The sequence below is a fragment of the Lactobacillus sp. HMSC08B12 genome (assembly GCF_001808415.1).
Classification (GTDB): domain Bacteria; phylum Bacillota; class Bacilli; order Lactobacillales; family Lactobacillaceae; genus Lactobacillus; species Lactobacillus delbrueckii.
Window position 1 is genome coordinate 1 of record NZ_KV793170.1, and the last position, 23,353, is coordinate 23,353.

Genomic DNA, 23,353 nt, shown 5'->3' on the forward strand with positions numbered 1-23,353 from the left:
ATCAAGATTTAGTAAGTTTTATGATTCGGAGAAAAGAGGACAAATTATGACAACACACGGACGTTCATCCTGCACTTCAATCTTGATCGGGAAAAAGGCCAGCCTTGACGGCAGCGTGATTATTGGCCGCAATGAAGACTCACGGACGGCCTGGCCCAAGCACCTGGCCTTCCACCAGCGGCAAGCAGGAGCCCAGACTTTCAAGTCACATGATAACAAGTTCACAATTGATTTGCCAGAGGAGGCCTTTGCATATTCATCCACTCCAGAATGGACGAAAAAGTACGGGCTTTTTGAAGAAGACGGGATCAATGAGTACCATGTGGCAATGAGTGCTCCGGAAAGTGCTTATGCCAACGAGCGGGTTCTGGCCATCGACCCCTTTGACGCTGAAAAGGGCCTGCTGGAAGAAGCCATGGTGACTATTGTTTTGCCTTACGTCAAGACGGCCCAAGAAGGGGTCAAGCGCTTGGGCGAAATCGTGGAAAAGTACGGGGCGGCTGAATCAAACGGGATTCTGTTTGCGGACAGAGACGAGGCCTGGTACTTGGAAATCGGGTCCGGCCACCACTGGGTTGCCCAGAGAATTCCGGACGACTCCTACACGGTGGTTGCCAACCAGCTGTCAATTCAGGAGATCGACTTTAAGGATCCGGCCAACTTCCTTTATTCAGCCGGCCTGCAGGAATTCGTTTATGAGCACCAGCTGTGGCCAAAGGAAGCCAAGTTCAACTGGCGGGAAATTTTTGGCACGAGAAGCGAGAGCGACCTGCACTACAACACCCCGCGGGTTTGGTACGGGCAAAAGCTGCTGACCCCGTCAGTTAAGCAGGAGCCGCAATCTTTTGACCTGCCATTTATTCAAAAGGCGGACCGGCCGCTCAGCGTCCAGGACGCCCAGACGGTACTGGCCAGCCACTACAGCGATACGGAATATGACTTGACCAACCCGAAGAACGCGGGCCAGGCAAGCTTCCGGCCGATCGGGGTGGCGACGACCCAGGAATCCCACCTCTTGCAGCTTAAGGGCGAGGACATGTACCACTGGCTGGCCATGGGGGTTACGGCGCAGAGCGTCTACATTCCCTTCTTCCCGCAGGGGACCAAGGTGCCTTACATGTGGGGCAATGGCAAGGTCGACTACAGCCCGAACTCTGCCTACTGGATCTTCAAGCTGGCTGGGGTTCTGGTTGACCGGAACTGGGGCAAGTACGGCAAGGAACTGGCCAACGCCCAGACGGAAGCCAAGGAAAAGGTCCTGCGCCTCCGCCATGAATACGACCAGAAGCTGCATGCTGACCCAAGCCAGGCCACGGCGATCGCGGATGAGGCCAATGCCAAGATGGCCAAGACGGTGACGGACATCTACAACAAGCTGATCAGCAACTTGATTACCCAGCAGACGGGCGATTCCCCGCTCAGCTTCCAGATGGACCCGAACTTGTAAAAAAGCATATTAAAAAAGGCGTGAAAGTGCACCATTGCTGCTTTCGCGCCTATTTTTTGCTGTTCTAACTTCTATTTTTCATTTTTGCAGATTGAAATGATATTTGACGTACTTGCCTTTTTGGGGGTTAACGAGCAAATAGAGATATTGCTCATTGCCGTTTTTCGGGGCTTTGACCTGGACCTTGTTTACGCCGGATCGCAGGCGGCTAGTTGCTTGACCATTGATTTTTAAAGAGTCGATCATTGTCGCTCCCTCTTTCAGCCCTTGATAAAGGTAGAAATCATTTCTGGACAGCTTCTGCCCAGTCTTGGCCTTGACGTAGATGGTTGCCAGATAGTTGCCTCCTTCAGTCTTGCCCTGCCCGCTTTTGACAGCCAGATTCTGGCTAACCTTGCTATAGGCAGTCTGACTGACTTCAGTTTGGGAGACCTGCAAGTTCTGGTAGACTTGGTCGATATGTTTTTTGCTTAGGAAAAGGCCCAGCAGGCACAAGAGAAAGATTGCAGAGAACCAGATTCCTTTATGCTTCAACTTCATGATCTTGCTCCAATTCTTTGACAATCTTGCCTTCACTGTAGACGAAGATGTGGTCGGCGACCCGGTTAAGGAAGTCTTTGTCATGGCTGGAGACGAGGATGGTCTTGCCCTGGTCCTTCAATTCCAGCAGGAGCCGGGCCAAAAAGTCCTGCCCATCTTCGTCGAGGGCATTGGTTGGCTCATCAAAAAGGAGGATCTGCTTGTCGCCTAGGAGGGCGGCCGCGATCAAAAGCCGCTGCCGCATGCCCAGAGAATACTCTTTCAGTTTCAAGGGATTGGCTGGATCCAGGCCTACCCGCTGCAAGATCGCTTCTGCCTGGCTGCTTTGGTCATCGTTCAAGACTTTGAGCAGGTTGAGGTTTTCCAGGCCGGTTTTGTCTTCCAGCAGGCCGTATTCAGAAATCGCGAAGACGGTGTCCGGGGCAAAGATGACGTCCTGGCGGATTTTTTTGCCCAAAACTTTGACAGTCCCGGAGTTTGGCCGGATAAAGCCGAGAACGGTTTTGAAGGTCACGGACTTGCCTGACCCGTTGGGGCCTCGGAAGCCATAAATTTTGCCAGCATCAATGCTGAAGGAAACGTCATTAAGGGCCAGTTTGTTTTTAAAGCGCTTAGTGACATGGTCAACTTCTATAATTTTCGTCATTTTTTACTCCAAAGAAAAATCGATATATTTTATCATTTGGCTGAGAATCCAGGCTGCCAACAGGCAGAGGCAAGAACCAAGCAGACCGTCTGCCCAGTGAGCTGAGTAGCGCAAATACATCAAGCTGGACAGAAAAGGCAACTGGTTGACCAGAATCGCCAGTATAAATGCTGCCGCGTACAGTCCCAGATCCAGCAAGGATGAGACAAAGAACTGCAAACTGGCGTACAGGGCAGTCAATGCCAGAAAAATCAACAGCATTTCTAAAGAAAAGATTAGCGGCAAGCCACCAAAAAGCTGCCAAGTCAGCCAAATCATGACCGTCAAGCTGGTATTCATAAAATAAATCGTCGCCAGATAGCTGCCAGCAGGAACCCGACTAACAATTGGATAGTCCTTCAGGAAGAGCTCCCGGGGGCTGTCACCAATGATTAAAAAGACAGCCAGCATTATAAAGAGCCAGTCAAAAGGAAAGACGATTGCTCCTGGGACCTGCAAAACGCCGGAAAAGAGCCGGATCCCGGCCATCCCCTGCCAGCTTTTAAAGGTCAAAAGCAAGAGCATTGCCGGATAAACGATAAGAAAGCGGAACTTGATGTTATGCCAGTACAGCTGCAAGTTCCTTGTTAATAGGGTCTTGTTAAGCATATTTGACCTCCTGGTAGAAGGCCCGGCTGGCCAGATAGTAGTAAAGCAAGAGGTCATAAGCCAAGTAGACTGCCGGAGCGGTCACGAAGAAGCCCTGGCCAGGAACAATTGCCAGACCATGATTTAAGAAAACAGACCAGCCCAACCGGTCCAGGCAAAAGGCATCCAGCAAAAGCAAGGCTTCAATTGCCGCTCCAGCCCGCAATTTACCAGCCAGGAAGATCGCGGTCTCTAAAAAGAAGAGCAAGGCAAAAACGCCTAAATAATGCGCCAGCAAGAGCAAGGTTTCTAAGCCGATTTGTGAAGCCAGTGGCGCTTTCGTCACAAAAGCTGAAATCACGAAGCTGAGTAAAAAGCTGCTGATGAGCAGGATGGTTTCAAGAATGGTATAGATCAGCAAGTACTGCCGCAGCCGCTTCTTCAAGGTCAAGTAGAAAAATTCAACGCTTTGAGGGCGGCTGAAGAAAAGCAGGCTGCTGACTATCAGCAAAGGGGCAAAGAAATAAAGCTGGTTGTGAAGATTGCTGACAGTCAAACGGGCATTGCTTAAAGCAGGCGTGCCAGGCTCAACGATTTTTGCATTTGACAGAATCAAAATTGTGTAAACCCCTGCCCAGATCAGCACAAACAAGATACTTTTTATCGCCAGCCAGGATCCGCTCTTTTGCCGCAAGTAGTTAACTAAAGACATGGCGTCTTACCCCATAAAGATAGATCAAGCTAAACAGAAGCGTTCCTAAAAGTAGCTCTGACAGAGCTATCGATAAAGAAGGAATGTAAAGCGGGCAAACTGGTATGACAAAAAGGTTTGGCGAAAAAAGTGCCGAAGTCGTTGCTGCTGAAAAGGCGTTAAGAATCAACGACAACAGGAAGGCCATGGCTACATCAGTAAAATAATTGCTGATAAAGCACGTTACAGCCAAAGAAATGGTAGCGGCCAAGCCCCCGGCAAGTCCTGCCAGGAATAGGTAGAAAGCTACGTGCAGCAAGGGATTTGAATAGTACAGACCAGCAAGATAGGTTAAATCTGACGTAACACCCGCGCTCATATTTAAAACAGGATCTGGCTTCATATTAGGCAAGCTGCAGTAATAAAGCACAAAGTCCAGGAGCAGCGGCAAGGATACTGTCAAAAAGCCTGCCAAGAAGCTGATCCCCAAGTGGGAAAGGCTGTACTTTGCGACTCCTTGTTCTTTAACCGCATGCTTGATAAAACCACTTTTTAGATCTTGATAGAAAAGCTGGTTGGCTGTCAAACAGGCTAACAATGGCAACAAAGTATAATAAAAAGTTGTCATTGCAGCAGTATCATAGCCAATCCATCGTGTATACGGCGTGAAAAAAGTAACGTTTCCATCTAGCTGTGGTTTAATTACGAAATAGTCAGAAATAAAATGAGAAAGCACAATTATCGTGCCTATTACTATCCCTATATACACTTTTGGCGACTTTAGTCGCTCTCTAATATACACAATTATCCTCCTCCATATTGAACAATTAATAGTCAATAAAAATTGTAGTTCTGTCATCTCTTGTTTACAAGTTAAGATTTTATTTAGATGAAAATCACTTTTTTATTATGTTAAATACAAAAACAGGCGTGAACCCGCATCCCTGCAGCGTTCACGCCTTTTTCTTCATCTAAATTAATGGTAGCTGATCGTCTGGACCGCTCTTTTGGCATTGATCTCCCTAAAGAAGACCGGTGCCGAGACCCCTTTCAGGATACGGTCGTTGGTATAAGTCACGATCACCGTATCGTCGTAGCCGAGACCGCGGAGCAGCTTGCGGTTCATCGTCGCCAATAGCTGCCCCTTTTTAACTTCCTGGCCGGCTTCAACTAAAATGTCGCAGCCGACCCCGCCTAGCTCTACCGTATTCAAACCCAGGTGGATCAAGAGATCCAGTCCTTCCTTGGTCCGGATGCCAATCTCATGGTTGGTCGGAAACAAAGAAGTAACCGTGCCGTTCAAGGGAGCGTAGATCAAGTCGCTGGACGGCTGAACCGCGAAGCCCTCGCCCAGTCCCTTGCTAGCAAAAATCTCATCGTTGACGTCCTCGAGCGGGAACAACCTGCCCTGGACCGGAGCCAGAACCTTGCTCAGCCGGGCCCTGCTCTTTAGCAAATCAAAAATTCTAAACATAAATCAACCTCAAAATGATATTCAGACTAAAATATGTAAGCGGAATCATCACTGTCTAGTTTATCATTTTGATGGTAGTTTTGCTATATGTTCCCGCTAACAATTGTCATTTTCCTAACGGAGCAGCCGTTTTGGCCGCCATTTCGACCTTCCAATTATATTCGTCAACCAATTTGTCCATTTCATGCCGGAACCTCCGTGAAAAGCTGAGGCTCTCACCATTTAGCATGACAATAGTCCGTTTGCGCAAGTTGATCGCCACTACATTTTTGGGGTTTATCAGACAAGACTGGGATATCTTAGCCAAAAAATCATTTTCTTCATCAACTCTTCCCGCTTCATCCTTGTAGCGCTTTTGCGCAGGGCGAATCAGATAGCCATAAATAAGCTTGGCCGTGGTTGACATGTCTTGGTACTTTTCATCAGTGAACAGCTTGCCATTTAGGACAATGCTGGTATTCCGGAGGTCTAGTCGGGCTGGACCATCGTCCTAACTGTAGAATAGGGGATTCCTGTTTCTTTAGCAATGCCTTGCCAACTTAATTTGGACTGCAAGATCTTTTGATAGTCCAAGCTGGTGCTGCTTAGACCGTTCAGTGTCTTCGTATCGTTTGCATCAAGCAACTACATTAAGCTGCTGCAAAGCCTTGCCAATCATCCGGCCGTATGGTGATACAAGCTGGAAACATGTCGACAGTTCATTCAGCCCAAGCCGGAGATGGTCAAAAAGCTCCTAAACACTAACCCCCTGGTTGATTTTCATCTAACCAAGGGGTTTTCTTGTCAGTTATTTAGTTTAGATTTTTTGCTTAACTTCTTGCACGTGGACAACCAGGACCTTCCGCAACCAAGGCAGATCGGCTTTCATGAGGTCAAAGTACTCGCCGGCTTCAACGAATTCGCCAGTAGCATAAACGTGGTAGCCGCGGCCTGGACCTTCAGTGCCTTCAAACTTCATGGAGCCGAAGGTCAGGATCAGCTGGCTGTTTTGAGCCGCAATATCTGCTTCAATCGACCGCATCCCAGCAGCAGGCACGAGGAAGGTTGAGTCATCAACCACCTTGATGTAGCTGCTCCAGGTGTTGACCACATGAGCTGGACTGGCTTGGTAGGAAACGATCGTTACTGGTTGCGGATCGCTGATTACCTCCAAAAAGTTTTGGGTTAAAGTAGTGCTTTCTTCTAACATATTTAAATTCTCCTTTTCTTCTTGTTGTAGATATCATAAAATGAAAAGGTGACAATTTACGGCACCTTTTAGCAAAAATAAGGAGAAAAAATTAAAAAAATCTGAGCGGCTTAATCAAGAGCTGATTTTTTTAAGTGACAAGAAGCGCTTTAACCTGCAGGACCTAATGGACAGCTTTCAGATTTCCAAGCGGACGGCCCTAAGGGACATTGCCAGCCTGGAGGAACTTGGCTTGGCCTTATACGCCGAAGCAGGCCGGGCTGGCGGCTATTCACTGATTCAAGAGGACCTGCTGACCAAGATATACTTCAATTCGGATGAGGTTGCCGCGATATTTTTCGCGCTCAAAGCCATGGAGCAGCTAAAAGAAACCCCGTTTAACGAATCTTTCCAGATGATCAGCCAAAAGCTGCTCAAGAACCTGGCAGCGAGCCGGCAGCAGCAGGCCTTAGCCTCACAAGCAGCGGTTTCCTTCTTCAACACCCCGGCAGTTCACCACAACCCTTACTTGCGCCTGCTGATGGAGTCAATCCTGCACGACTCCCTGGTCCGGGCCAACTTCAAGGGCCAGCAAGTCCTGCTGCAACCCTGCCAACTCTTTTTTAGGGATGGCAACTGGTTGTTTGCGGCCTATGACTTGGTGGGCCAGGCCTTTTGGAACTACCGCTGCGACCAATTGCAGGATTGTACTGAGCAGGCTGCCGTTCCTAATAAGCTTAGTTTGGCTGAATTGAAGCAAAAGCAGCTAGAGTTTGAACACGACAATTCAGGCCAGGAATTTAAAATTCTCCTCAACCACCGGGGCCAGGAACATTTTTTGAAAAATCTCTACCCAAATATGCAGCTTGAGCATGAAGGCGGGACTACTTATTTGACCGGGTCATATACGCCACGCACCTTTGAGTACTTAATTGACTATCTCTTGACTTTTGGACTGAATGCGAAAATCATCACGCCAGAAGAGCTAAGAAGGAGCTTTAAAGAGCGGCTGGCTGCCATACTTGACCAATACAGCTAAAAAGCCCCTAATTGGACTATATTCCAATCCAATGTCATTAAGTTAAGGGATTGACATCTAAAAAAGAACCGTATTATCCAAAATTTGGGTAGTACGGTTCTTTTGACTTTTGTAGGATTCAGAATAAAAATAAACGTGGAAGTGTCATTAGCACTCCCACGTTTATTTTTCCATCCCTAACGACCTCACATTTCTCACTCGTTTTCTTATTTAATCACAACCTTTTTCCAGATTTTTCCGCCAAAAATTCAAATCCGGTCATTTTTCTGCGTATCCGGTCAAAAAAGGCCCCGCCTGAGCGGAGCCTTCTTCTGTTATTTTCTTTGTGTCAACTGCCCGTCCATCATGTCATAGATGTGGTCAGCGTATTTTTCCAGCCGCGGGTCGTGTGTGACCAAAATGATCGCCTTCCCGTCATCCTTGGCCAGCTTCTTAAACAAGCGGCCGACTTCTTCCACCCGTTCACTGTCCAGTGATGCCGTTGGCTCATCAGCCAGTAAAATCTTCGGGTTGGCGTACATGGCCCGGGCGATTGCCACCCGCTGCTTCTGCCCGCCTGACAAGTTCTCCGGATACTTCTTGACCAGGTTCTCAATCCCCAGGTCAGCCAAAAGATCCTTTAATTCTTCCTGGCGCAAGTTGCCGGTCTTCTTCACCTTGTCCACCAGCTGGAACTGTTCCTTAACCGTCAAGTAAGGCACCAGGTTGTAGGCCTGCAAAATAAAGCCCAATTTGTTCAAACGCAGGCGGCTGCGGTCCTTTTCCTTCAACCGGCTGATGTCCTGGCCGTCGATTTCCACCTTCCCGCTCGTCGCGGTCTGCAAGGCACCCATAATCGTCAGCAGGGTGCTCTTCCCGGCCCCGCTTGGTCCCATCAACAGAACCACGTTGCCAGTATCCGCGCTGAAGTCGACCCCCTTGAGGGCAACCGTCGCTGCATCCCCCTGCCCGTAAACTTTTTTCACGTTCTTAATTTCAATCGCTGCCATCTTAGCCTCCAATTGCCTGTACCGGGTCAATCTTCAAAATCGTTCTAACTGGGTTAAGCCCGCCCAGCAGACCCATTACCAACATCCCGCCGATCGTCGCCACGAAAATCCCTGGCGTAAAGGCCATCGGAACAGATGCCGGTATCGCGGCCGCCGTGCCCCAGATTGCCAAAAGAGCCAGGACCAAAGCGCTCGTTACCAAAAGCAGACTCTGGCTGACCGTGGCCCAGATCAAAGTCTTGGCCGGCACGCCCTGTGCCCGCAGAACCGCGTAGTTCGGCAGCTTCTGGATAGTCAAAATGTACAGGAAGACTGCCACGATGGCCAGGGAAATGATGAACATGAAAGCAATCATCAATTCAAAAGTCATGTTCTGTTCAGAGTGGCCCGGCAGTTTTTGCGTAAATTCCTTAATCCCGTAAGTCTTGAAGTTCTTCCCCTTAACAGACAGCTTCCGCTGGGAAATGATCCCGGAAGCTTCAATCCCCGGTGCCACGTTCTTTAATTCCTTCCATGCCGGCAAAAAGCCATACATGATCGGTTCAATATTAATCTTGGCATCCTTGACGAAGCCGACGATCGTGTACTTGTGGTCTGACCCGTTCAAGGTCACCTTGTCGCCCAGCTTGTAGCCCTTGTCCTTAAAGCTGCTGTCAGCCGTGACTTCGTACTTGCTCTTAGCCCGTCGGCCAGCAATTACATCCTGGTCCTTGTAGATAAATTCGCCCTTCTTAACCCCCATGTACTGGGCGTTAATCCCGGTCTTGCCCTTCTTCTTGGCCACTACCTGCAGTTCGCCGACCACGGCTTCCTTGTCAGTCAGGTCGATCTTCTTCAAGTCGTCCTTGGTCAAAATCGAACTGTTCATAAACAGGTTGGCGTTCTTGTTCAAGACCATGCTCTTGGTCTGCCAGCCTTCCAAAGCCACCGTGTTTTCCCGGGCCAGGCCGTATGCCAGGCCCCAGGTTGCCAAAATCATGTACGCGATCAGAAAAATCATGAAGACGATCAAGCCGTACCGCATCTTTTCATGCTTGATCTCTTTTAGTGCTAAAAACATTTTTTCTGCTTTCTTCCTTTCTTATGTCTTTTCCCAGCTTGCCTATTTATGTTGGCTAAAGAGCTTCTCTAAAGCCTCATGCTCCCGGTCTAAGTAAAAATCTGCCTTGTCCGGGTCCAGCAAGGCTTCCTTGATCGCCTCGTGTGACAGGGCCATGGCCGCCCAGGCACAGGCCGGCATCTGCTTGTTGGGCCTGCTGCTTGGCAAAAGCGCCTCGTTAGCCGCGTAGTGCAGGCGGATCAAGTCATAGTACTGGCTGCCAGTAGCCTTGGTCACAAAGTCCTTGGTCATCTGATAGAGCTCGTCTGCCCCCATCCGGCCGGTCAGACCCGTGTGCAGGTCCCGCATAGCCAGCTTGAACAGGTACTGGTAAGCATCCGTCAAATCCTCAAAGTACTTGTAAAAGGCCCCCCGGGCAATCCCGGCTTCCTTGACGATCCGCGCCACCTGGGCGCTGGCCAAAGTATGGGCGCTGAATTCCTTGAGCAGGGCCTCTGTTACCCGGTCCTGCTTGTCTTTACTTAAATTCTCAAAAGTTGCCTTGACCATTTTTCACCTCCGTGACACCGTGTCACCTTCAACTGCTTTCTAGTATATACCTGAAGTGACATCGTGTCAACATAAAAAGTGACGCAGTGTCATTTTTCTTGCACAAAAAAGGGCTGCCGGAGCAGCCCTTCCCTGTGATAATTAATTTGTGAAGCTTAAAAATTAAAATGTTGTTTTGTTGTTTTGTTGTTTTTATGTACTTACTGTTAGGTACTTGTTCTTTTCGTTTTTTGGTTAATTCTTGATTTGCTTAGTTGACTAGTTCTTGATTATTTTTGCTTCGGATTTTTGAAGCTTGCCGCGCGGAGGGAGCCGTGCTTTAGTCTAACGGGAAGATCTTGTCTGGGTTAAGGATGCCCTTAGGATCGAAGAGGCCCTTAACCTTTCTGAGCAAGTCGGTGTAGTCCTTGCCGTAGAAGTCTTCGTAGTAGTTCTGGCGGGCGTAGCCAACCCCGTGTTCACCGGACATGTTGCCGTCCACTGACTTGGCGGTCTTGTAGAGTTCGGAGATAATGATGTCGCCCTTCTTGGCAAATTCGTCGTCAGTCATATCGTCTGAGCAAAGGTAGATGTGCAGGTTACCGTCGCCGGCGTGGCCGAAGTTAGGAATCCGCATGTCTTCTTCCTTTTCCAGTTCTTCGATCCGGTGCAGAACCAGCGGAATCTTGTTGATCGGCACGGAAACGTCGACTTCGTCCATCTTAGGAGTTGACTTTTGGATGGCCAAAAGCAGCTTTTCACGGGCGTCCCAGATGGTCTTGGCTTCGTCTGATTCAGCGTTCAAGACAGTTTCCTTCAAAGCGTGGAATGGCTTGACTGCTTCCAAAGCTTGAGCCAATTGGGCTTCAGCGTCGCTGGCCGTGAAGGAGTCGATGCCCAGGATGATGAAGCCGTCGCCTTCCTTGATTGGGAAAGTAGCGTCGTAGTACTTTTCCCACAGGTTCAAGACCTTGCGGCCCATGTATTCAACAGTGGTTGGCACAACGCCGGAAGCCAAGATAGCTGGCACTGACTGGATGGCATCGTCCAAAGTCGGGAAAGAAATGATGGCGTTCAAAGCGTGCTTTGGTCTTGGGTAAAGACGGAGAACAGCTTCAGTGATCACGCCCAAAGTCCCTTCAGAACCGATGATCAGGTCCTTCAAGGAGTAGCCGGATGATGACTTAACTGACTTGGAACCGAACTTGTAGACCTTGCCGTCAGTCAAGGCAACCTTGACTTCCCGGATGTGTTCCCGGGTTACGCCATACTTGATGGCCTTGAGGCCACCGGCGTTGGTGCTGATGTTGCCGGCTACAGTAGCCCAGTGCATGGCTGGTGCTGGCATGTAGGTAAATGGCTTGTCTGCCAAAAATTCTTCCAGTTGGTTCAAACGGATGCCTGGTTGAACAGTGATAGTCAAGCTGGCTGGGTCGTAGTCGATAACCTTGTTCATCTTAACCATGTCCAGGGAGATCCCGCCGTGCACAGTCAAGTTAGCCCCCATCAAACCAGTTGAGTTACCCCGTGGAGTCAAGGCAATTTCGTGGTCGCTTGCGTACTTCAAGACGCTGGCTACTTCTTCAGCCGTGGTTGGCTGGATTACCAGGTCAGGCATAGCCCGGACAGTCTTGAATTGGTCGTGGTCCCAGTGTTCAGTTACTTCAGTAATAAAACGTTCTGGGTCGGCGATCATGCCGCGCAAGTTTTCAATGTCTTCAGCAGTTAACTTATGATATTCCATTCTAGCTCACCTTACAGTTTTCTTTTTTGTGTTTCAATCTCCGTTTCTATTAAATCACATCTGAAAGCGTTGTCAATTTTATGATTTATTGCACAAAAGAAAAAAGGCTGGTCAGCAAGCGCTTTCCAGCCCTTTAAAAGTGTAAAATTTTTTCTTTTTTCGCACTTTGTGAAAAATCGTCATGCCTTCTTCCGGAAAACGACCCGGTCTGCCCCGCTTTGGTCAGGGGCAAAGGCATAGCCGAAGTCGGTAAAATCCGGCAGGTCGGACAAGTCCCGGCCCCCTTCCGCCAGCCAACGGACTAAACGGCCCCGGGCCATCTTGGCATGAGTTGCCTGGGTCCGCCATTTGCCGTTTTTCTCTTCCTGGAAGACGACCTCAAGCAAGCGGTCTCCCTCTTTTAAGAACGGAGTCAGGAGATGGCTGTATTCCTTGGAAGCCAGGTTGAGGACCACGGAATCATCTTGGTAGAGCTCTTGGTAAACTTTTTCTCCCCAGAATTCATAAAGGCTCTTATACTTAAAGGCAGGCAGGGGGCTCTTCATTTCCAGGCGGTAGGGCACGATCCCGTCAAAGGGGCGAAGGCTGCCGTAAAGACCGGACAAAACGCGCAGGTGCTGATCCAGGTAGTCTAGCCCGGCTTCGTCTAAAACATCGGCGGCCAGGTACTGGTACTGCAGGCCACTGTAGGCAAAGAGGGCTGGTACTTGCGGCTGAGTTAGGTCAGCAGCCAGCATCTGCCGGGCTTCTTCGGTGATTTTGGCATTGGCCCGCCAGACTTTTTCCAGATCAGCTTGATCTAAGGAATGCAAATAGGACCAAAGCTCCTCAGCCTGGTCGAGGAAGACGGGCTGGCTTTTCGGCAAAAAGCCGCCGTCTATCTGCATTTTTTTAGCGGGGGAAATTACAATCTTCATTTTTTACATCCTATTAATAATCTAGTAAAATAAAACATGTGTTTAACAATAAGGAGGAGCAAGCATGATCAACCCTGATTTTGCGATTATCTTAAATTTTAACCCAACTGGGGCAAATGTAAACGCGGATGCTCTGGTCCGCCGGGCAAGGGACATCGGTGCCCGCGCCGTCAGCGGCCGGGAAGAATTAAAAGCGGCCTGCGAAAAGTACACCATCGCCTACCTGCCAGACCAAGCTGGCCAGCACTACAAGGCAGATGAAGTCGTGGACGCTTTGCTAGCTGCCAGAAAGGCCGGCCAGGCCTTAGTCGTTGACGTGGACGGCGAAGACGAAGCTGACCAAGCGACTTTAGACGCTTTGAACGCCTGGATGCACAAGTTTGGCCACGCGGTTAATGAAGGCCAGGAAAGTGACTTGTCAGCTGACGCGGCAGAGGCTTTTGTCTTGACCAACCGGCACGCGCCTTACCAGGCCTACCTTTTCTTAAAGGCCCCTTATCCTGCAGAGGTCAAGGTGACTGGCTTGACGGAAGCGCCAAACCGGATCGAATGGATCGACGGCCGGGAAGAATGTGAATTCGTTTTTGAAAACGGAGTCCTGACGGTTCAGTTAAAGAAGCAAGAAAGTCCTTTTGCCTGGCAACTGGTGCGGATTCAAGGCCACCGGCCGGAGGACGATATCGCGGAGACAAAATTTTAAATTCATATTAAATATCTCTCCGTACATTTTAATCGCTAAGAGATTCGTATTATACTGAACACAATCTTTTGAATGAACAGATTGGAGTTATTAATGACTTCTCGCAAAGACTACCGGAAGAAAAATACTCAAGGCAGCAAATACCTGATTATCGCGGGTGTGGCGGTTATCGTCCTGGCCTGCGCGGGTATTTGGGGCCACAATGCCTACCAACAGCACCAGGCAACCGTTCTGGCGGAAAACAAGAAGCAGGTGGCATACAACAAGAAGCACTTCAACGCTAACGTCACTATCTATGGCGTCAAGGTGGGCAAGCTGACGGTTGACCAAGCGGTCGAAAAGATCCAGGACAAGGCTGTCAACAAGCTGGTCTACAAGGACGGCAAGATCAGTGCTGTTCGTGACAGCAAGCTGACAACTATCAGCAAGGAGCAGGTCCAGAAGTACTTTGACAAGCAGTACACCCAGCTGCCGACTGACCAGAGCTACAATTACGAGAACACGGCTCTGAAGAAGGGCAAGAGCAAGCTGAAGGCCATTACCGCGGCCAGCGTGGACTACTCTGTGGCGGGGAAGACTTTTACCCTGGCAGCTAAAGACTACTTAACCCAAGTCAGCTACTACAGCGGCGCTGTCCACTACGACGACGCAAGCAAGCTGACGGCGAAACTGAACGCCATGGACAAGGAAGTCAAGACTTTGGGCAAGAGCTACAAGTTCAAGACGCCAGCCGGGTCAACCATCACCGTTACCAACCAGAGCTACGGCTGGGGGATCTGGACGGCCAGCGCCAAGAAGGCGGTTCTGTCAGCTTATGAGACTGGCAAGAAGACCATTGACGGGAAGAACCACATCTATGGTGAAGGCTACACCACGCAAGGTCTGGGCTACGGCAAGAGCAACAATGGGCTGGGCAACAACTATGTGGTTGTGTCAATCGCCAGCCAGGACATGTGGGTGGTTGTCAACGGCAAGGCGGTCGTAACTGTATCTGACGTGGTTACGGGGACGGCCAACAAGGGCGACAACGCTACGCCTACTGGGGTTTGGTACATCATGTACAAGCAGCAGGACGCTACTTTAAGAGGGCAGAACGACAACGGATCGAACTACGCTTCTAAGGTCAGCTACTGGATGCCGTTTACGATGAGCGGCTGCGGGCTGCACGACGCGTCATGGCGGACCGACTGGTCAAGCACGGCCTACCTGAAAGGCGGGTCACACGGCTGCGTCAACATCCGGCCTAGTGAAATCAAGTCCGTTTGGGACGCGGTTAAGGTGCACATGCCTGTGATCGTTTACTAAGAAATAAATTACATATGAAAAAGGATCTATCTTCATCGAGAAGGTAGATCCTTTTTTGGTTAAGTTAAGGTTAGTGGGTTAATCATCGAAAACTATTTGTCATACGATGACGTGTAAGATAATTCTACATCATCATAATCACTAACATTAAATCCTATAGTATGTGACTCACCTGGCTCCAATCCATCTTTATCGTCGCCTGCTAACAGTCTCTCCTGTTCATAAAATACTTTACCATTCTTATAGACAAACACATATACTTCCGGATAGTAAATCTTCTTAGATCCTATGTTTGTTGTCTGTATGCAAAAACCACTATCTTCTTTTTGAACAATTTGTACCTTTAAATTAGAATTTGCAGATTCATGCGTAGTGTCTGTTGCATGTATTTCATAATCAATATGGTCGTAGTAATATGGTTTTTCATCATAAAGGTTTTCCCATAACACAACTGTCTGATTTGGTGCAACTGGACCACGTTCCACACCTGCTAGACCATCAAGATTATTGCCATGACTATCTTTTCCTACTACGCTTTCTCTAAAATTTAATGTTTTATTGGACTTGTTTGTAACTTTAGCCATTAAATATCTGCTATTTGGTGAATATTGATCTTCAGAAGTTTCAACCGAAAAGCCTTCAGACACTCTAACTTTCACTGGCTTTGAAGTATCTTTAGAATAGTCGGGGTAATGAGTTATCACTTGAGCTGAATACATACCAACCTTATTGAAGTCTCCAGATGTTTTTATACTGAACCAGGTATCCTTTGGAAGCTCACCTTTATTAGTGACTAAAGAACCACTTTCAAATCTAACTCCAGTAAAGGCTTCCCCATCTTTAACAGTAGGTTCATATAAATCAGCGTCAGTTTTTGGTATAACTACTACAACAAATGGTTTTGAAATAGATTTTGATCCATCTGAATAACGAGCAATGATAGTTGTAGTATATGATCCCGCTTTATTAAAATTAGGTTCTTTACTAAATTTAAACGTAGTATTTGCAGGAAGTGATTCTTTATTCTTTATAAAAATATCACTTGATGCTCTCACACCTACTTTTATCTTCTTAAAGTTTCTGACTGATGGTTTGTAACGGTCTGCTAAAGTCTTCTTCTTTGGCTTTGAAGTAGTCTTCTTCGACTTTGAAGTAGTCTTATTTGCCGGCTTCTTCTTTGGCTTTGAAGTAGTCTTCTTTACTGACTTCTTCTTCGATTTTGAAGTGGCCTTCTTTACTGACTTCTTCTTCGATTTTGAAGTGGCCTTCTTTGTCGTCTTCTTTGACTTCTTCTTAGATTTTGAAGTAGTTTTCTTTGTCTTTTTCTTCTTAGCAGTCTTCTTTTGAGCCGCTGCAACTTCAGCTGGCTGTACTGAACTAGACATCGTTTCAAAAGCACTACCTAATAAACCTAACGCTACTATAAGCGTCAGAATACGACTAAGTTTCATTTTCATATTCCTAATCCTCAATTACATTCCACAAAATACGCGTGGCACTAGTGTAGTGTCATGATGATATCTTAATAATACTGACACGGATACTACGCATGCGAATCTATATCAGCAGCTATAGTTCTGATTGCACATGTTTTAAATGTCAGTATGACATTACACTAGTCTAAGAATGGAGATGTGTTTCAACTAGAACCACGCGTACATTATTTTCTATTTATCAGCTAATTCCTTAAGTTTCTGGACAGGTTCGCTCTCCTTGAGCTTTCTCTTCCCCTTCTCCATGAGGATCCCTGCCTGCACGCCCTTCAAGAATGGGGCTGACCGCTTCAAAGCCTGGCCACCAGCGTAGCCTAAAGCCAGCAAAAGGGCGATTCTCTTAGCATGCTTCATCTTCATTTTGCTCACCTTATTTCTCACACATCTCTGACCATTTCTTACTACTTATATTATAGCGCTTTCTCCGGTTCGGATGATACAAAATATTTTCAGTAAAACATGGTTGTTTATTATGTGCAATCGGTTACAATGTAAATGTAGATGTAATCGTACATTCTTTGAGGTAATAAAATGAACAACGATTTTAAAGATATCATGCAAAACAGAAAGTCTATCCGGCACTATGATTCCAGCGTGAAGATTTCCCGTGACGAATTGCTGGAAATCATTAATGAATCTATCTCTGCTCCAAGTGCCTGCAACCTGCAGTCCTGGCACTTTGTTATTGTCGACACTCCAGAAGGCAAGAAGAAGCTTCACGATTTATTAATGCCGTTCAATTACCCTCAAGTTGACACTGCTCCAGCCACGATCATGGTTTTCGGTAACACTAAGTCATATCTGAAGTATCGTGACCTGTGGAATGGCATGGTAGAAGAAAAGAAGGTAACTCCAGAAGCACGCGATGCCGCGGTTAACACCTTCCTTCCACTTTACGAAAAGGCTGACCGGCAAATGTTAGTTGCAGACGCAATGGTTGATGCCTCACTCGTTGCCATGCAACTGATGCTGGTTGCCCGTGAACACGGCTACGAAACCAACCCAATGGCTGGCTATGATGCAAGCAAGGCTGCAGCACAATTTGGCCTGGACCCAGAACAATACATTCCAGTGATGGCCATCTCCATTGGCAAACCGGACCCAAGTGAAGTTGTTCCAGATACTGTCCGTTATGATGTCAAAGACGTGACGGAATTCGCCTAAACTTAGTCTGAATACATAAAAAAACTGTTTCCAGCTCTTACCGGAAACAGTTTTCTTATGCTCTATTCAATTACTTTTGCAAAGCAGCAGCAACCGCGGCGTTGACGTCAGCTTGTTCGCTGGCAATCAAGTCTACCCGGTTAGCGATGACCTTCCGGTCCATCTTGATTTCCCGGTTCAGCAGCATGTTGCTTTCCTTGTCAGTAAAGAAGGCGTTGTATTCGTCGTAGCGTTCCTGGGTCTTGAAGACGTGGGAGATGACAGTGATGAAGGTAGCGAATTCCATGTCGCCGCCGACCGTCTTTTCCAACCATGCCCATTCGTCTCTAATCCAGTTCCAGGCCAGCTGTTCACCTGCCGGGTTGGACAAAACGCCGCTGAACCAGCCGCGCAAGTCCTGCGGCTTAACGATTTCAGCGTTTTTGAACCAGGAAACGATCTTCTTCAGTTCGCCTTCGTCCTTGCTCTTCACGATCGCGGCTTCCAGGTCCATCTTGAATGATGGGTCACTGGTTGCCTGGTACAAACCGATCAGCTTGTCAGTCAATTCGCTTGACCCGTAGTTTTCAACTTCGTTGATCAAAACGTATGGCCGGATGTCAGCGGACAGTTCTGCCAACTTATCAGCGTATTCCACGTAGATTTCGTGGGCTTGCTTTTCTGAATCAGCGTTGCGGCCGTAAAGGCTAGCAGACAAAACGTATGGCCGGGTCTGAATGTCTTCATCGCTTTCCCCTGCCTTAGGCAGCCAGCCCAAACGGGCAACTTGGTCCTTGGACAAGTCGTTGTACAGAGCCCGCAGGTTCTTGTCAGCTTCACTGCCGGCTGGGGCAAATTGCCGCAGCTTAGCAGCAGTCGTGTACAGAGCATCGTTGACAATGTGGCTTTCTGAGTTCTTGAAGAGTTCCAGAACTGGTACCACGTCAGCGTATGAAGCCTGCTTGCCTTCTGCCAAAAGCCGCAGGTCTTGCAGCAATTGCAATTGGGAAACTGGATCCAAGTCCTTGGCTTCCTTCATGATGTCGTCCATCAAAGTCTGGTCGTACTTCACGATGAAGTGGGAGTTGTTGCCCACGTTCAAGCGCAGAGCGTGGCCGGCTTCTGCCCGCAGAGCCTGGTAGTCACCCAGGTCAAGTTCAACGTCTGACATGATCTTCGGTGCCTTGAAGTTAGCGTTAAGCGGAATTTCCCACTTGCGGCCGACTTCCTTGCCTTCACCGATGAAGAATTGCTTCTGAGTCAGCTTCAAGTGGCCGTCCTCAACAAAAGCATTCACCACTGGGTAGCCTGGCTGGTCCAGCCAAGTGTGCATGATTTCCCCAATGTTCAAGTCAGTGGCCGTTGACAAGGCATCCCAGAGGTCGTCACCTGCCGCGTTGTCAAACTTGTGCTCGTCAAAGTAGCGCTTCAAGCCCTTTCTCAAGGCTTCATCGCCCAAAAGTGACCGGACCATGACCAGCATTCTTGACCCCTTGGCGTAAACAATGGCCCCGTCAAAAAGGGCGTCGATTTCAGCCGGGTCATTAACTTCCACGTGCACTGACTGTACCCCGTCGGTTGCATCCCGGGTCAAGGCAGCCGCTGCTTCAGAAGTCTGGAACATTTCCCAGATGTGCCAGTTAGGTTCCAGGTGGTCAACTGACAGGTATTCCATCATGTTGGCGAAACTTTCGTTCAGCCAGAGGTTGTCCCACCATTCCATGGTTACCAGGTCACCGAACCATTGGTGGGCCAGTTCGTGGGTCACCACAGTCGCAACCAGCTTCTTCATTTCCAAAGTGGTGTTGTCCGGGTCCAAAAGCAGGTAGGCTTCCCGGTAGGTTACCAGACCCCAGTTTTCCATGGCACCGGCTGAGAAGTCAGGCAGGGCCAGCTGCAGTGATTGCGGCAACGGATATGGAGTTTGGTAAAAGTCTTCGTAGAATTCAATTGCCCGCTTGGCAATGTCCAAGGAGAAGGTCAGTTCCTTTTCAGTGTGGGCTTGAGTTGAGTAAACCCCGATCAAGACCCCGCTCTTGGTGTGGGTGGTCAATGACCGCATTTCACCAAAGGCAAAAGCAACCAGGTAGCTGGACATGCGGACAGTTTCCTTAAAGTATTGCACGCCGTTTTCTACCCGGTCTTCTGGCATGTTGGCCAAAACAGTTTCGCCTTCGTGTTCGTCGAACTTGAGGGCGAGGGAGAAGGTTGCCTTAGCTTCTGGTTCGTCAACACATGGGAAGGCTTCCCGGGCAAAAGTAGTTTCAAACTGGGTCCCGATCAGTTCCTTCTTGACGCCATCAACTTGGTAATAGGACGGGTAGATCCCCATCATAGTGTCAGTCAAAGGCGCTGAGTAGTCGATCGCGATAACCGCTTCCCCAGTCTTGCCGGCTTCGATCTTGATGCCTTCAAAGTCGTCGCCAAAAGTAAACGGCACTTCCTTGCCGTCAACAGTGACCTTGCTGATGGTCATGTACTTTTGGTGGACCAAGACAGTTTCTTCCTGGATTTCACCATGGATGGTGGAAGTCCCTGAGAAAGATCTTGCTGCCCGGTCAACGTCGATGTACAGATCGTAGTGATCTGGATGGAATGTTTCGTAAAAGCGCTTAACAGCCATTGTTTCCTCCTATAATCCGCGTCTGATTTTTCCTCGCGTATATTGTATTCACACTTCTCTATTCTAGCAAAAAAAGGCCAAATAAAGCCATTTAACGCAAAATATCTTTTTTTCGTCTACCTCAGCCCCTTGGACTCGATCAGCCAGTTCAGTTTCTAACGAAAATTAATTCCTTTTATTTCATTCTCTTGACAATTGTTACTAATGTTACTTATCTGTATGTCTAATTTAAAGCGCTTAAAATGATAATTTCAGCCCTGTTTCCGTCTTTTTTATGATCTTTTTGCCAAAGAAATGTTCATTTTACCCGATTGTTAACGAGCTGTGGTCGTTTTGTAACAGTCCTGTCATATTCCTTTAGTAGCATAGACTTAGTTTTTAAGAGAAGCATGTGAGGAGTTTCTACCATATGACGTTCAAACACAATTTCAAGAAAGTTTTATCAGCAACTGCTTTTGCAGCTGCCCTCGTGGTTGCTCCCGCCGCTAACGTTTCAGCGGCTACTAATGACGCAAGTTCTACCCAACAATCAGCAACTGCAACTAGTCAAGACCAACAAGCCAGCCAAGACCGGGCCGCAAGCCAGTCTAGCGCTGCTAACCAAAGCTCAAGCACTTCTACTTCTAGCGCGACTTCAACCAGCACGGTAAAGAAGGTTGCTAAGAAGACCAAGAAGAAGGCAGTCAAGAAGGTTGCTAAGAAGACTACTAAGAAGAAGGCAACTAAGAAGAAGGCAACTAAGAAGAAGGCAACTAAGAAGACTACTAAGGCCGCTACCGCAGCTGTAACTGCCAGCGCTGACCAAAGCCAGGCAACTGACCAGCAAGACGACGCGGCTAAGAAGTCTGCTGAAGCTGCTGCTAAGAAAGCCGCCGCTAAGAAGAAGGCCGCTGCCAAGAAGAAAGCTGCCGCTAAGAAGAAGGCTGCTAAGAAGTCAACTGAAAAGGCAGCTAAGTACTGGATCGCTATGCGGGAATCAGGCGGTTACTACACTGCCAGAAACGGCAGTTGTTACGGCCGCTACCAACTCTTGATTTCTTACCTGGGCGGTGACCTGTCCAAGAAGAACCAAGAACGGACTGCTGACCGCTACGTTTACGGCCGTTACGGTTCATGGGTCAACGCCAAGAGATTCTGGCTGGCTCACAACTGGTACTAAAATCAGACAATGCCGAAGGGGGAATCGATTGATTCCCCCTTCTTTTTTACCCTTTTTAGTTCTTTTTTCCTTTTTCAAAAAGTGATACCTTTTTACTTATTTTACAAAAGTAACCTTTTGCTTTACAATATTTAAATAGTCTTTTAAATGTCTAAAATTGGGAGGAAATCATGCAGCTCAGCAACGACCAGCTTGCGAACATCGCACACGACTACTACATCAGCAAACTCAACATCGCCGAAATTTCCGCCAAATACAACCTGTCCCGCTACCTCATCGACAAGGCCTTAAGCGATGCTGAAAAGACCGGCATCGTCCAGATCAACATCAGGGAAGGAGCCAAGCGGAATTCCGGCCTGGAAAAGAGTTTCCGCCAGCAGTTTGGCCTCAAGGAAGCCTTTATCTTAAAGAAGCTGGAGACCAAGAACCAGGACAGCGAAAAGATCGTCAGCTTTGCCGCTGAACAGATCCAGAGCTACATGCAGTCCAGCAAGAACGTCGGAATCACCTGGGGCACGACCATGCTCGACATCATCAACTCCTTTACGGAAGTTAAAAACGATGACCTGACCTTCGTCCAGCTGGTTGGCTATCCTCTCCAGGGCAACGGCCGCAAGAATCCGCTGGAAAGCATCGCCGCTGCCCAATGCGGGGGCCACTTCCGCGCCCTGCCCGCTCCCCTTTACTCCTCCAACCCCGACCTGGTCAACTTGATCAAGAAGGAACCTTTTTACGAGCAGCTGGATGAGCTCTACGACAACATGGACCTCCTGGTCGCCAGCCTGGGCACCCTGCAAGCCTTTGAAGAAGAAAGCTTCCTGCACGAAAAATACGAGAGCCTCCTCTTCAAGAACATCCACCAAAAGAGCATCTCCGGCATGATCTTCGGCCGGCCATACGACCATGAAGGCCACTTCTTCAGTTCAATTACTGACAAGATCATCGGCATCTCCGACCAGCAGATTGTCAAAACCCCGGTCCGCTTCGTCGTGGTCAACGACCGCTTTAAGTCTGAAGCCCTCCTGGGTGCCCTCAAGTCCGGCATCATCACCCACCTAGTCACCAGTGAAACCATCGCTGACCGGGTACTGCAGCTGCAGGAAGAAAGCGGCCGGTAAAAAATTAATTATTTTCCCTGCTTAGCAGGCAAAAGGACCAGCTCCGAAAAAGAGCCGGCCCTTTTTTCAACCGGTATAATCTAACTATCCCCTATTTTGTATGTAAAAGTCTTTCTCATTTTCCGATAATTTCCAGCACGCCAGACGGCGAGCAGGAAAATGGCCAGTGGATTTTTGGCGAAAGCGGGATCAACAGCGAAAACGTGGCTATGAGTGCTACGGAATCAGGTACGACCAACAAGAAGGGGCTGAAAGCTGACAACCTAGTCAAGAACGGGATCTCTGAAGCTTCCATGCTGGACGTGGTCCTGCCTTACATCCACTCCGCTAAAGAAGGCGTCAAGCGCCTGGGCCAGATCGTTGAAAAGCAAGGCAGCGCCGAAAACAGCGGGGTCATCTTCAGCGATAAGAACGAAATCTGGTACATGGAAATCGGCTCCGGCCACACCTGGGCAGCTGTCAGAGTTCCAGACAACAAGTATGCCGTCATCCCTAACCAAATGGTGATCGGCAAGCTGAACCTTAAGGACTCCAAGAATTACATGGCCTCAACCAACCTAATCAAGAAGTTCAAGGCCTGGTCCAAGAACAAGAAGATTAAGCTGGCCGGCTATGCAAAAGGCACGGTCAACTACGCTAAGGATTTTGGCACCAATGACAAGACCGACGCCATCTACAACCGGCCAAGAATGTGGGATGGACAGAGAATCTTGACGCCAAGCAAGAAGCCGTCAATTACCAAGAAGTCCTACACCCTCTTCCTCAAGCCGGACAAGAAAGTCAGCCCAGCCAAGGTTGGCCAGGTGCTTTCCTCCGAATTCAAAAACATATCCATTAATATTCAAGTGAACACGAATGAACATATTCTTGTCCTCTAGCCGAAACTAGGGGATTTTTTTAGGCTTTTTCACAGGGAAATGCCTTGTGCGCTCAGTTGTATGT

23 protein-coding genes and 1 pseudogene are annotated in these 23,353 nt (G+C 48.4%); 8 read left to right on the forward strand and 16 right to left on the reverse strand.

Features of this window, described 5'->3' with window-relative positions; all coding sequences use genetic code 11:
- Window positions 1-46: 46 nt before the first annotated feature.
- A complete protein-coding gene (locus HMPREF3168_RS05720; RefSeq protein WP_070488981.1) occupies window positions 47-1,447 on the forward strand; it encodes a C69 family dipeptidase in 1,401 nt (466 codons plus the stop codon).
- A gap of 78 nt (window positions 1,448-1,525) precedes the next feature.
- On the opposite strand, the gene HMPREF3168_RS05725 is transcribed toward HMPREF3168_RS05720, so the two are convergent.
- The 8 genes from HMPREF3168_RS05725 to HMPREF3168_RS05760 form a co-directional block, all read right to left on the reverse strand.
- Entirely contained in the window at window positions 1,526-1,987 is a 462-nt protein-coding gene (locus tag HMPREF3168_RS05725; protein ID WP_050890777.1) for a hypothetical protein, read from the reverse strand.
- Complete coding sequence (locus HMPREF3168_RS05730) at window positions 1,971-2,633, reverse strand: ABC transporter ATP-binding protein (protein ID WP_070488984.1); 663 nt, start codon at window positions 2,631-2,633, stop codon at window positions 1,971-1,973. Before HMPREF3168_RS05730 ends, HMPREF3168_RS05725 begins: the two co-directional genes overlap by 17 nt.
- Window positions 2,634-2,636: 3 nt before the next feature.
- Window positions 2,637-3,281 carry a hypothetical protein gene (locus HMPREF3168_RS05735; protein ID WP_070488987.1) on the reverse strand — a complete coding sequence of 215 codons (645 nt, stop codon included), beginning with the start codon at window positions 3,279-3,281 and terminating at the stop codon, window positions 2,637-2,639.
- Window positions 3,274-3,972 carry a hypothetical protein gene (locus tag HMPREF3168_RS05740; protein ID WP_035165341.1) on the reverse strand — a complete coding sequence of 233 codons (699 nt, stop codon included), beginning with the start codon at window positions 3,970-3,972 and terminating at the stop codon, window positions 3,274-3,276. Before HMPREF3168_RS05740 ends, HMPREF3168_RS05735 begins: the two co-directional genes overlap by 8 nt.
- On the reverse strand, window positions 3,959-4,753 hold the full coding sequence (locus HMPREF3168_RS05745) for a hypothetical protein (RefSeq protein WP_246825688.1): 795 nt from the start codon (window positions 4,751-4,753) through the stop codon (window positions 3,959-3,961). Before HMPREF3168_RS05745 ends, HMPREF3168_RS05740 begins: the two co-directional genes overlap by 14 nt.
- A 174-nt stretch (window positions 4,754-4,927) precedes the next feature.
- Window positions 4,928-5,425: a PTS sugar transporter subunit IIA gene (locus HMPREF3168_RS05750; protein WP_035161468.1), complete on the reverse strand. Its 498-nt coding sequence runs from the start codon at window positions 5,423-5,425 to the stop codon at window positions 4,928-4,930.
- 106 nt (window positions 5,426-5,531) lie between these two features.
- On the reverse strand, window positions 5,532-5,831 hold the full coding sequence (locus HMPREF3168_RS05755; RefSeq protein ID WP_070488994.1) for a LytTR family transcriptional regulator DNA-binding domain-containing protein: 300 nt from the start codon (window positions 5,829-5,831) through the stop codon (window positions 5,532-5,534).
- Between the two features lie 390 nt (window positions 5,832-6,221).
- A complete protein-coding gene (locus HMPREF3168_RS05760; protein WP_003613215.1) occupies window positions 6,222-6,614 on the reverse strand; it encodes a pyridoxamine 5'-phosphate oxidase family protein in 393 nt (130 codons plus the stop codon).
- A 91-nt stretch (window positions 6,615-6,705) separates the two neighbouring features.
- On the opposite strand from HMPREF3168_RS05760, the pseudogene HMPREF3168_RS05765 reads away from it, so the two are divergent.
- Window positions 6,706-7,632 (forward strand): annotated as a pseudogene (locus HMPREF3168_RS05765) (helix-turn-helix transcriptional regulator); the annotation flags it as partial.
- 314 nt (window positions 7,633-7,946) lie between these two features.
- On the opposite strand, the gene HMPREF3168_RS05770 reads toward HMPREF3168_RS05765, so the two are convergent.
- From HMPREF3168_RS05770 to yaaA, 5 genes are all read right to left on the reverse strand, one after another.
- The gene (locus HMPREF3168_RS05770) at window positions 7,947-8,621 is read right to left on the reverse strand and encodes an ABC transporter ATP-binding protein (protein ID WP_003624674.1); all 675 of its coding nucleotides are present in this window, start codon (window positions 8,619-8,621) and stop codon (window positions 7,947-7,949) included.
- Window position 8,622: 1 nt separating this feature from the next.
- Window positions 8,623-9,681 carry an ABC transporter permease gene (locus HMPREF3168_RS05775; RefSeq protein ID WP_070489001.1) on the reverse strand — a complete coding sequence of 353 codons (1,059 nt, stop codon included), beginning with the start codon at window positions 9,679-9,681 and terminating at the stop codon, window positions 8,623-8,625.
- A gap of 42 nt (window positions 9,682-9,723) precedes the next feature.
- Window positions 9,724-10,230 carry a TetR/AcrR family transcriptional regulator gene (locus HMPREF3168_RS05780; protein WP_003613249.1) on the reverse strand — a complete coding sequence of 169 codons (507 nt, stop codon included), beginning with the start codon at window positions 10,228-10,230 and terminating at the stop codon, window positions 9,724-9,726.
- Between the two features lie 319 nt (window positions 10,231-10,549).
- Window positions 10,550-11,953: an FAD-binding oxidoreductase gene (locus HMPREF3168_RS05785; RefSeq protein ID WP_070489005.1), complete on the reverse strand. Its 1,404-nt coding sequence runs from the start codon at window positions 11,951-11,953 to the stop codon at window positions 10,550-10,552.
- A 179-nt stretch (window positions 11,954-12,132) separates the two neighbouring features.
- Window positions 12,133-12,870, reverse strand: a complete 738-nt coding sequence (yaaA, locus tag HMPREF3168_RS05790; protein ID WP_035161459.1) for a peroxide stress protein YaaA — start codon at window positions 12,868-12,870, stop codon at window positions 12,133-12,135.
- A gap of 64 nt (window positions 12,871-12,934) precedes the next feature.
- Between yaaA and HMPREF3168_RS05795 the strand changes: the two genes are divergently transcribed.
- Both HMPREF3168_RS05795 and HMPREF3168_RS05800 read left to right on the forward strand, forming a co-directional pair.
- The gene (locus HMPREF3168_RS05795) at window positions 12,935-13,570 is read left to right on the forward strand and encodes a hypothetical protein (protein WP_035161457.1); all 636 of its coding nucleotides are present in this window, start codon (window positions 12,935-12,937) and stop codon (window positions 13,568-13,570) included.
- A 93-nt stretch (window positions 13,571-13,663) separates the two neighbouring features.
- A complete protein-coding gene (locus tag HMPREF3168_RS05800) occupies window positions 13,664-14,875 on the forward strand; it encodes a L,D-transpeptidase family protein (protein ID WP_070489008.1) in 1,212 nt (403 codons plus the stop codon).
- Between the two features lie 92 nt (window positions 14,876-14,967).
- On the opposite strand, the gene HMPREF3168_RS05805 is transcribed toward HMPREF3168_RS05800, so the two are convergent.
- A complete protein-coding gene (locus HMPREF3168_RS05805; protein WP_148129881.1) occupies window positions 14,968-16,332 on the reverse strand; it encodes a Rib/alpha-like domain-containing protein in 1,365 nt (454 codons plus the stop codon).
- A gap of 210 nt (window positions 16,333-16,542) precedes the next feature.
- Window positions 16,543-16,728 carry a hypothetical protein gene (locus HMPREF3168_RS05810; protein ID WP_003613252.1) on the reverse strand — a complete coding sequence of 62 codons (186 nt, stop codon included), beginning with the start codon at window positions 16,726-16,728 and terminating at the stop codon, window positions 16,543-16,545.
- 171 nt (window positions 16,729-16,899) lie between these two features.
- Between HMPREF3168_RS05810 and HMPREF3168_RS05815 the strand changes: the two genes are divergently transcribed.
- The gene (locus tag HMPREF3168_RS05815) at window positions 16,900-17,532 is read left to right on the forward strand and encodes a nitroreductase family protein (protein WP_070489014.1); all 633 of its coding nucleotides are present in this window, start codon (window positions 16,900-16,902) and stop codon (window positions 17,530-17,532) included.
- A 70-nt stretch (window positions 17,533-17,602) separates the two neighbouring features.
- Here the strand turns inward: HMPREF3168_RS05815 and HMPREF3168_RS05820 are convergent, their stop codons facing one another.
- Entirely contained in the window at window positions 17,603-20,134 is a 2,532-nt protein-coding gene (locus HMPREF3168_RS05820; protein WP_070489018.1) for a M1 family metallopeptidase, read from the reverse strand.
- Window positions 20,135-20,543: 409 nt separating this feature from the next.
- On the opposite strand from HMPREF3168_RS05820, the gene HMPREF3168_RS05825 reads away from it, so the two are divergent.
- The 3 genes from HMPREF3168_RS05825 to HMPREF3168_RS05835 all read left to right on the forward strand — a co-directional run bounded on the left by HMPREF3168_RS05825 (window position 20,544) and on the right by HMPREF3168_RS05835 (window position 23,289).
- Window positions 20,544-21,293, forward strand: coding sequence for an aggregation-promoting factor C-terminal-like domain-containing protein (locus HMPREF3168_RS05825; protein WP_070489022.1), 750 nt, complete (start codon window positions 20,544-20,546; stop codon window positions 21,291-21,293).
- Between the two features lie 170 nt (window positions 21,294-21,463).
- A complete protein-coding gene (locus HMPREF3168_RS05830) occupies window positions 21,464-22,411 on the forward strand; it encodes a sugar-binding transcriptional regulator (protein ID WP_070489025.1) in 948 nt (315 codons plus the stop codon).
- Between the two features lie 128 nt (window positions 22,412-22,539).
- Complete coding sequence (locus HMPREF3168_RS05835) at window positions 22,540-23,289, forward strand: C69 family dipeptidase (RefSeq protein WP_256388598.1); 750 nt, start codon at window positions 22,540-22,542, stop codon at window positions 23,287-23,289.
- Window positions 23,290-23,353 lie beyond the last annotated feature (64 nt).

Excerpts from the sequence above, each read along its gene's own strand:
- HMPREF3168_RS05720 (WP_070488981.1), top strand. The coding sequence starts at position 47 with ATGACAACACACGGACGTTCATCCTGCACTTCAATCTTGATCGGGAAA.
- HMPREF3168_RS05725 (WP_050890777.1), bottom strand. The coding sequence starts at position 1,987 with ATGAAGTTGAAGCATAAAGGAATCTGGTTCTCTGCAATCTTTCTCTTG.
- HMPREF3168_RS05730 (WP_070488984.1), bottom strand. The coding sequence starts at position 2,633 with ATGACGAAAATTATAGAAGTTGACCATGTCACTAAGCGCTTTAAAAAC.
- HMPREF3168_RS05735 (WP_070488987.1), bottom strand. The coding sequence starts at position 3,281 with ATGCTTAACAAGACCCTATTAACAAGGAACTTGCAGCTGTACTGGCAT.
- HMPREF3168_RS05740 (WP_035165341.1), bottom strand. The coding sequence starts at position 3,972 with ATGTCTTTAGTTAACTACTTGCGGCAAAAGAGCGGATCCTGGCTGGCG.
- HMPREF3168_RS05750 (WP_035161468.1), bottom strand. The coding sequence starts at position 5,425 with ATGTTTAGAATTTTTGATTTGCTAAAGAGCAGGGCCCGGCTGAGCAAG.
- HMPREF3168_RS05755 (WP_070488994.1), bottom strand. The coding sequence starts at position 5,831 with ATGTCAACCACGGCCAAGCTTATTTATGGCTATCTGATTCGCCCTGCG.
- HMPREF3168_RS05760 (WP_003613215.1), bottom strand. The coding sequence starts at position 6,614 with ATGTTAGAAGAAAGCACTACTTTAACCCAAAACTTTTTGGAGGTAATC.
- HMPREF3168_RS05770 (WP_003624674.1), bottom strand. The coding sequence starts at position 8,621 with ATGGCAGCGATTGAAATTAAGAACGTGAAAAAAGTTTACGGGCAGGGG.
- HMPREF3168_RS05775 (WP_070489001.1), bottom strand. The coding sequence starts at position 9,681 with ATGTTTTTAGCACTAAAAGAGATCAAGCATGAAAAGATGCGGTACGGC.
- HMPREF3168_RS05780 (WP_003613249.1), bottom strand. The coding sequence starts at position 10,230 with ATGGTCAAGGCAACTTTTGAGAATTTAAGTAAAGACAAGCAGGACCGG.
- HMPREF3168_RS05785 (WP_070489005.1), bottom strand. The coding sequence starts at position 11,953 with ATGGAATATCATAAGTTAACTGCTGAAGACATTGAAAACTTGCGCGGC.
- yaaA (WP_035161459.1), bottom strand. The coding sequence starts at position 12,870 with ATGAAGATTGTAATTTCCCCCGCTAAAAAAATGCAGATAGACGGCGGC.
- HMPREF3168_RS05795 (WP_035161457.1), top strand. The coding sequence starts at position 12,935 with ATGATCAACCCTGATTTTGCGATTATCTTAAATTTTAACCCAACTGGG.
- HMPREF3168_RS05800 (WP_070489008.1), top strand. The coding sequence starts at position 13,664 with ATGACTTCTCGCAAAGACTACCGGAAGAAAAATACTCAAGGCAGCAAA.
- HMPREF3168_RS05805 (WP_148129881.1), bottom strand. The coding sequence starts at position 16,332 with ATGAAAATGAAACTTAGTCGTATTCTGACGCTTATAGTAGCGTTAGGT.
- HMPREF3168_RS05810 (WP_003613252.1), bottom strand. The coding sequence starts at position 16,728 with ATGAAGATGAAGCATGCTAAGAGAATCGCCCTTTTGCTGGCTTTAGGC.
- HMPREF3168_RS05815 (WP_070489014.1), top strand. The coding sequence starts at position 16,900 with ATGAACAACGATTTTAAAGATATCATGCAAAACAGAAAGTCTATCCGG.
- HMPREF3168_RS05820 (WP_070489018.1), bottom strand. The coding sequence starts at position 20,134 with ATGGCTGTTAAGCGCTTTTACGAAACATTCCATCCAGATCACTACGAT.
- HMPREF3168_RS05825 (WP_070489022.1), top strand. The coding sequence starts at position 20,544 with ATGACGTTCAAACACAATTTCAAGAAAGTTTTATCAGCAACTGCTTTT.
- HMPREF3168_RS05830 (WP_070489025.1), top strand. The coding sequence starts at position 21,464 with ATGCAGCTCAGCAACGACCAGCTTGCGAACATCGCACACGACTACTAC.